Annotated in this window: 6 protein-coding genes and 1 pseudogene; 6 read left to right on the plus strand and 1 reads right to left on the minus strand. The window is 37.1% G+C overall.

The window, feature by feature from the left end; genetic code table 11:
* Nucleotides 1–2: 2 nt before the first annotated feature.
* Genes tal through pgi form a run of 6 tightly spaced genes read left to right on the plus strand, consistent with a single transcriptional unit; the run spans nt 3 to nt 7,145 of the window.
* Nucleotides 3–1,103, plus strand: a complete 1,101-nt coding sequence (tal, locus tag VNJ50_RS04495) for a transaldolase (RefSeq protein WP_325579463.1) — start codon at nt 3–5, stop codon at nt 1,101–1,103.
* Nucleotides 1,100–1,720, plus strand: coding sequence for an HAD-IA family hydrolase (locus VNJ50_RS04500; protein WP_325579465.1), 621 nt, complete (start codon nt 1,100–1,102; stop codon nt 1,718–1,720). Before tal ends, VNJ50_RS04500 begins: the two co-directional genes overlap by 4 nt.
* Nucleotides 1,721–1,732: 12 nt before the next feature.
* Nucleotides 1,733–3,157 carry an NADP-dependent phosphogluconate dehydrogenase gene (gndA, locus tag VNJ50_RS04505; protein WP_325579467.1) on the plus strand — a complete coding sequence of 475 codons (1,425 nt, stop codon included), beginning with the start codon at nt 1,733–1,735 and terminating at the stop codon, nt 3,155–3,157.
* A 45-nt stretch (nt 3,158–3,202) separates the two neighbouring features.
* Nucleotides 3,203–4,726, plus strand: coding sequence for a glucose-6-phosphate dehydrogenase (gene zwf / locus VNJ50_RS04510; RefSeq protein WP_325579469.1), 1,524 nt, complete (start codon nt 3,203–3,205; stop codon nt 4,724–4,726).
* Nucleotides 4,726–5,487, plus strand: coding sequence for a 6-phosphogluconolactonase (gene pgl, locus VNJ50_RS04515; protein WP_325579471.1), 762 nt, complete (start codon nt 4,726–4,728; stop codon nt 5,485–5,487). The genes zwf and pgl overlap by 1 nt, the downstream gene beginning before the upstream one ends.
* Nucleotides 5,488–5,489: 2 nt before the next feature.
* On the plus strand, nt 5,490–7,145 hold the full coding sequence (gene pgi, locus VNJ50_RS04520) for a glucose-6-phosphate isomerase (protein WP_325579473.1): 1,656 nt from the start codon (nt 5,490–5,492) through the stop codon (nt 7,143–7,145).
* 216 nt (nt 7,146–7,361) lie between these two features.
* Here pgi and VNJ50_RS04525 read toward each other — a convergent pair.
* Nucleotides 7,362–7,559, minus strand: a pseudogene (locus VNJ50_RS04525) (hypothetical protein); the annotation flags it as partial.

A 7,559-nucleotide genomic window follows, 5' to 3' on the forward strand; every position in this document is an offset into this window, starting at 1 on the left:
CAATGAATCCATTAAATCAAATACGCAAAGAAGGTCAAAGTATTTGGCTCGATTTACTTGACCGCGACATTATGAACTCAGGCCAACTACAAAACCTCATCGATGTGGATGATCTGGGCGGACTTACTTCCAATCCATCTATTTTTGAAAAAGCTATCAGTGGAAGTTCTGATTACAATGATGACATTGCTGAACTTTCAAAACACGAAGACGACAATTCCACTATTTTCTTTGATTTGGCCATAAAAGATATTCAAAGAGCGGCAGATATTTTCAAACCTGTTTTTGATAAAACCCATGGAAAAGACGGTTTTGTAAGTTTGGAAGTTTCACCACTTCTTGCACGAAACACGGTTGGTACCATAAAACAGGCTCGGGAACTTTGGAAAAAAGTAAATCGAAAAAATGTAATGATCAAAATTCCAGGCACCACAGAAGGTTTAGGTGCCATCCGTGAATGCCTCAGCGAAGGCATCAATATTAACGTGACTTTACTTTTTGGTTTGCCACGTTATCGTGAAATCACCGAAGCTTTTATGGGCGGACTTGAAGACCGACTAAAAGAAGGTCTGCCAATAAATGAAGTGGCTTCTGTGGCGAGTTTTTTCTTGAGCCGAATTGATGTTATGGTAGATCCGATGCTCAAAAAAAACAATGCCAATGATCTTGTTGGCGAAGTAGCCATTGCCTCGGCCAAAAAAGCTTATCAAATTTATTTGGAAATGATAAACAGCGACCGATTTAAAAAACTCAAAGCCAACGGTGCACAAACACAACGCGTGCTTTGGGCAAGTACAAGTACAAAAGACCCATCATTCAGTGATGTAAAATATGTTGAAAACTTAATAGGAAAAGATACCATCAACACTCTTCCTCTGGAAACTATTGATGCCTTCAGAAATCACGGTAAAGTGGCCAATACCATAAGTAAAGATCTGGATCATGCCGAAAAAGTACTGGATGCATTGAAAAATAATCATATAAATATTGACCAAATAACCCAAGATCTGGAAAACGAAGGCATAGAAAAATTCAACAGTGCCTATGAAAAACTTTTAAAAAGCATTGATAAACAGAAATACAAAAAAAGATTGGAAGCATGATCGATTTTTTTGAGGTTTCAAGAATAAAAGTTGTTTTTATGGATGTTGGCGGCGTTTTATTGACCAACGGATGGGATCATGAATCACGTCAAGAAGCTGCAAAAAAATTCGATTTGGATTACATTGATATGGAAGCCAAGCACAACTTTATTTATAATGTTTTTGAAATTGGAAGTATTTCCTTAGACGATTATCTTAATACCGTAGTTTTTGATCGATCCAGAAATTTTTCAAAAGACGATTTCAAAAAATTCATGTTCGCACAATCTACTGAATTGCCAAAATTTTTATCATGGTTAAAAAATTGGAAAAGACAAATCCAACTCCCGGTATTTGCTGTAAATAACGAAAGCCGAGAATTGAATGATTATAGAATTGACACCTTTGCTTTGCATCAGGTTTTCGACGGATTTTTCTCGTCGTGTTATATGAAAGTCCGTAAACCCGATCCACGGATTTTTGAAAAGGCTTTGGAAATAGCACATGTAAAAGCAAAAGAATGCGTATATTTTGACGATAGACAGATGCTGGTTAATGCCGCCAAAAAAGTTGGCATCAATAGCATCCAACATCAAGAATTTGAAATCACAAAAGCAATTCTTGAAAATTTTATTTAAGAATAAAATACCATGGAAAACAATTATCAAAGTACATTTGGAATGATTGGCCTCGGAACAATGGGCTCCAATCTGTTGCAAAACATAGCCGATCAAGGCTACAATTGTTCCGGATATGACAATGACATTAACAAAGTAGAACAACTCAATAATTTAAACCGGCAAAACATTAAAGGCTTTGCCACTATTAATGATTTTGTAAATAGTTTAAAAAGCCCAAAAACCATCATGTTATTGGTTCCGGCAGGTAAAATTGTGGATATCGTCATCAATGAACTGCTTGGTGTCATCAATAAAGGTGATATCATTATTGATGGTGGTAATTCGCACTTTATCGATACCGAACGCCGAAGTAAAGATCTGGAACGCAAAGGTTTCCACTTTATCGGAATGGGTGTTTCTGGCGGTGAAGAAGGTGCACGAAAAGGCCCAAGTATGATGCCTGGCGGTGATGCACAAGCTTATAAAACCATACAACCCATTCTCGAAAAAATTGCAGCCAAAGATAATGGCGAACCTACTGTGGCGTATATGGGAAATCGGTCGGCGGGGCATTTTGTCAAAATGGTCCACAATGGTATCGAATACGCCATTATGCAATTATTATCTGAAACTTATCAGGTTTTAAAAAAAGGTCTCGAATTAAATGATGAAGACATTCATGATGTTTTTGATACTTGGAACCAAGGCCGATTGCAATCTTATCTCATAGAAATTACAACCGATATTTTCAAATATAAAAAACCTGGAGAAAACCATCTTCTACTCAATGATATCAAGGATGAAGCCAAAGCGAAAGGCACCGGAAAATGGACGTCACAAGCGGCAATGGATCTTAGTGTTCCCGTACCAATTATTGATATTGCTGTGTCCATGCGCGATTTGTCAAAATATAAAGATTTACGAACACAAGCCGCCACACTTTATCCCCATGCCAATAATTTGAAATATGAGGTGGATAAAGATGATTATATCAACAAGCTCGAACAGGCTTTTTATTTTGCAATGGTATCGGCGTATGCGCAAGGCATGCATTTGTTGTACTGTGCCAATATTGAATATGACTATAAATTAAATCTCGATTTGATTGCAAAAATCTGGCGTGGTGGCTGTATTATCCGATCTGAATTTTTGGAAGATATTTACAGAGCCTATAAAAAAGACCATGAATTGGAGCACTTGTTTTTAGATGATGCCATTCACAAAAATCTTATCGAAAGTACTTCTGGAATCCGAACCGTGGTTTCAGATGCCGTTTGTCATGGTGTTGCTTTGCCTGCTTATTCAGCAGCTTTGGGTTATTTTGATAATTTTAGAACTAAAAATATGCCATCTAATCTTATTCAGGCACAACGTGATTATTTTGGCTCGCATACTTACGAATTAATAGGTGAAGAAGGTGTTTTTCATACCGAATGGAAAAATATAAACTCGTAAAACTGCATTTTAACAGAAAACTTAAGATTCATAAAAATAAAACTTATGGCTAAAATCTCAAATAAAAAAACGCAATCCACTATTTTCCTGATTTTTGGAGGTACGGGCGATTTGACCAAACGAAAAATTATGCCAGCACTTTATAATCTTTTTTTGGACAATTGGTTGCCCGAAAATTTTGCGATTATTGGTTCATCCTCTTCTGAAATGAGTGACGATAAATACCGCAATGAATTACTGACAGCCGTCAACCAATTTTCACGAAAAGGCAAAACAAAAAAGGAAGATTGGGCAAAATTTTCATCACATATTTCCTTTCAATCGGCAGATATTACTGATAGTTCAGCTTTTGATTGTTTTGGTTCGCAAATTGAAAAAATTAAAAAGGAATGGAATGAAACACCTTCCATAATTTATTATTGTGCTGTGGCGCCACAATTTTTCAGCATTATTGCAGAAAATATTGCCAAAGCCAAACTTGAAAACGATCTCAAAACCACTCGGATTATTATAGAAAAACCGTTTGGAAGTGATTTGGAATCGGCAAAAGAGCTGAACAAAAAATTGTTATGCATTTTTGACGAAACGCAAATTTATCGCATAGATCATTATTTGGGCAAAGAAGTTGTTCAGAATATCATGGCTTTGCGCTTTGCAAATGCTATTATGGAACCATTGTGGAACCGAAATCATGTAGAACACATTCAGATTTCGGTAACCGAGCAAATTGGTGTTGGCAACCGCGGAAAATATTTTGAATCGGCCGGCGTATTACGCGATATGATCCAAAATCATCTTTTGCAACTGGTTTGTATCATTGCCATGGAACCGCCAATTAATTTAGATGCCGATGAAGTGCGCGATCGGAAAGTTGATGTCCTTAAAGCGATGCGACGTATTGCACCCGGAAAAATTGATGCCATGTCGGCACGCGGCCAATACAGTTCGGGATGGATTGAAGGCAAAGAAGTTGTTGGCTATCGCAAGGAAAAAAACATCGCTCCAGAATCTAATACCGATACTTATGCCGCTTTAAAATTGCATGTGGACAATTGGCGCTGGCAAGGCGTTCCGTTTTATTTACGAACCGGCAAACGTCTTTCTAAAACAGCGTCCAGCATTATCATCCAATTTAAGGAAGTGCCCCATAATATTTTTGCTCCGGAAGAATCTGGTCCACCTCAAAAAAACAGATTGGTCATTAATATTCAGCCAGATATGGCCATCAAATTTCAATTGCAGAGCAAAGTTGCGGGTCTCGAAATGAATTTAAACACGGTAGATATTGTTTTTGATTATTTTGGAAATAAAAAATCAGAATCACCAGAAGCTTACGAAACACTATTGCTGGATGCCATTACTGGCGATCAAACCCTGTTTATGCGTGCCGATCAAGTGGAAGCTGCTTGGGAATTGATCATGCCCATACTGAATTATTGGGAGAAAAATAAAGCTCAGGATTTTCCTAATTATGCAGCCGATTCCTGGGGACCCGAAAATGCAGAAGCACTTATTGCCAAAGATGGTTATCATTGGTTTAACCTCCCTGAAAAAAATAAAAACGATTAATGAAAGATTTAGAAATATACAACGACACCAAAGATTTAATGACCGCTTTAGCCAAACTCATTTGTGAGGTTTCAAAAGAAGCCATTGCCGAAAGAGGCGAGTTTAATTTTGTGCTTTCAGGCGGAAGTTCACCACGACGACTTTATAAACTTTTAGCGTCCAATTCATTTAAAGATCAAATTGATTGGGATAAAACTTATTTTTTCTTTGGCGATGAACGCAATGTTCCTAAACATGACCCGAAGAGAAATTCAGTAATGGCAGAAGAAACCTTGTTCAGACCTTTAAAAATTCAAGAATCGCATATTTTTGAAGTAAATACATCAGGTTCTCCAGAAGATGCTGCCGAAAACTATATGAAATCGATTGCAACGCATTTCAAAAAAAAACCAATTATATTTGATTTTGTGCTTTTAGGTTTAGGTGATGATGCGCATACAGCTTCGCTTTTCCCCTATTCGGCAATACTTGGTGAAACCAGTGCAACAGTCAAATCGGTATTTGTAAAAGAAGCGCACATGTATCGTATTACAATGACCGCACCATTGATCAATCAGGCACGACATGTTGCTTTTTTGGTTTTTGGCGAAGAAAAATCAGAAGCCGTGCATCATGTTTTTAATGAGCCCAAAACATCAACAGAACAATATCCAGCAAAACTCATTCACCCTAAAAAAGGAACATTGCATTGGTATTTAGACACCAAAGCTTTTAAGATAATTGAACAAAAAGACCTTTCTTTGAACTTTAAAAAAATATAAATATGTTTCCAACTATAAACCCTACCACAACACCCGCTTGGAAGGCCTTAATTTCCCATAAGTCTGAAATGGAAAACATTCAGATGAAGACACTTTTTGAAAACGATGATAACCGATTTGAAAAAATGTCGATTATATTTGAAGATATCCTTTTTGACTATTCAAAGAATATTGCTACTGCCGACACCTTAAAAAAGTTGTTTCAGCTTGCTGAAGATTGCCACCTAAAGAAAGCGATTGAAATGATGTTTGCCGGAGAAAAAATCAATCAAACCGAAAATCGTGCGGTGATGCATACGGCATTACGAAGTTTTTCTGACCAACCGATTCGTCTTGATGGCGATGATATCATGCCCGAGATACGTGAAACACGTCAAAAGATGAAGTCCTTTTGTGAAAAAATCCACAGTGGCGAATGGCGAGGTTATAACGGAAAAAAAATAAAAAACATCGTCAACATTGGTATTGGCGGCAGTGATCTTGGTCCAGTAATGGTCACCGAAGCCTTACGTCCTTATTGGATTGAAGGGATGAACGCCTATTTTGTTTCTAATGTTGACGGTACGCAAATTGCTGAAACATTAAAACACCTTAATCCTGATGAAACACTTTTTACCATTGCTTCCAAAACATTTACAACGCAAGAAACCATGACCAATGCCCATACGGCACGCGATTGGTTTTTAAAATCGGCGATAGATGAAAACCACGTTGCCAAACATTTTGTGGCACTTTCTACCAATGAAAAAGGTGTTACAGAATTTGGAATTGCTCCCGAAAACATGTTTGTTTTTTGGGATTGGGTTGGTGGTCGTTATAGCCTTTGGAGCAGTATCGGGCTTTCTATTGCACTCACTATTGGCTATGAAAATTTTGAGAATTTACTAAAAGGTGCGGAAGCTACCGACAACCACTTTAAAACTTCTAATTTTCAAGAAAATATCCCAGTAATTATGGCGCTTATTGGTATTTGGTACACCAATTTTTTTGGTGCCGAAACCGAAGCTATTTTACCTTATGATCAATATATGCATCGCTTTCCAGCTTATTTTCAGCAAGGTAATATGGAAAGTAATGGCAAACATACCGATAGAAATGGCACGAATGTAACCTACAGCACCGGCCCAGTAGTTTGGGGAGAACCTGGAACTAATGGTCAGCATGCGTTTTATCAATTGATACATCAAGGCACCCATTTAATTCCGTGCGATTTTATTGCGCCTGCCATCAGCCATAATCCGATTGGCAAACATCATCCTATTTTGATTTCTAATTTCTTTGCACAAACAGAGGCATTAATGAATGGCAAAACCTCTGAACAAGTAGCTGCTGAACTGAAAAACTTGGACGAATCCGAAAGGAAAAAACTCATTCCTTTTAAAGTTTTTGAAGGCAATAAACCTACAAACTCATTCTTAATCAAAAAAATTACACCTTTTACACTCGGAGCGCTCATTGCCTTATATGAACACAAAATATTTGCACAAGGTGTTATATGGAATGTTTTTAGTTTTGATCAATGGGGCGTGGAACTCGGAAAACAATTGGCCCAAAAAGTATTGCCCGAATTAGAAAACGATGCCGAAATTAAATCTCACGACGGTTCGACAAATGGATTAATCAATGCTTATAAACAATGGCGTAACTCTAATAATTAAATAGTAACCATTATGGTTAAGTTAATAAAATCACGAGTTTAAGTATCTTCAAAATCTTAATTTCTCGTGATTTTATTTTTCCCTTTATGCATCTAAAAGAACAACAACATATATCGGGTTAATGATTTTAAAAAATGATTGAATGAAGATTTGAAAACAAATAAAATCAGGATTACACCATAACTCTAATTCTAAACTTTACAAAAATTATAGAATTCAAAACGCGTTTGGTAATTGGTCTGGGATTTCCATTTTTGCAACGCCAATTCGATCATCAGCCATGCCATAATACACATCAATGCGATTGGGTTGCCCGATATCGTCACGACGATCAATTCCTGTAGGAAACACAACATCGCCAACAACGCCAATAGTTTCGACATCCAATTCTGGTGCTAAAATAGGTTTTGGAGA

This window comes from Gelidibacter sp., from assembly GCF_035577925.1.
Taxonomy (GTDB): Bacteria; Bacteroidota; Bacteroidia; order Flavobacteriales; family Flavobacteriaceae; genus Gelidibacter.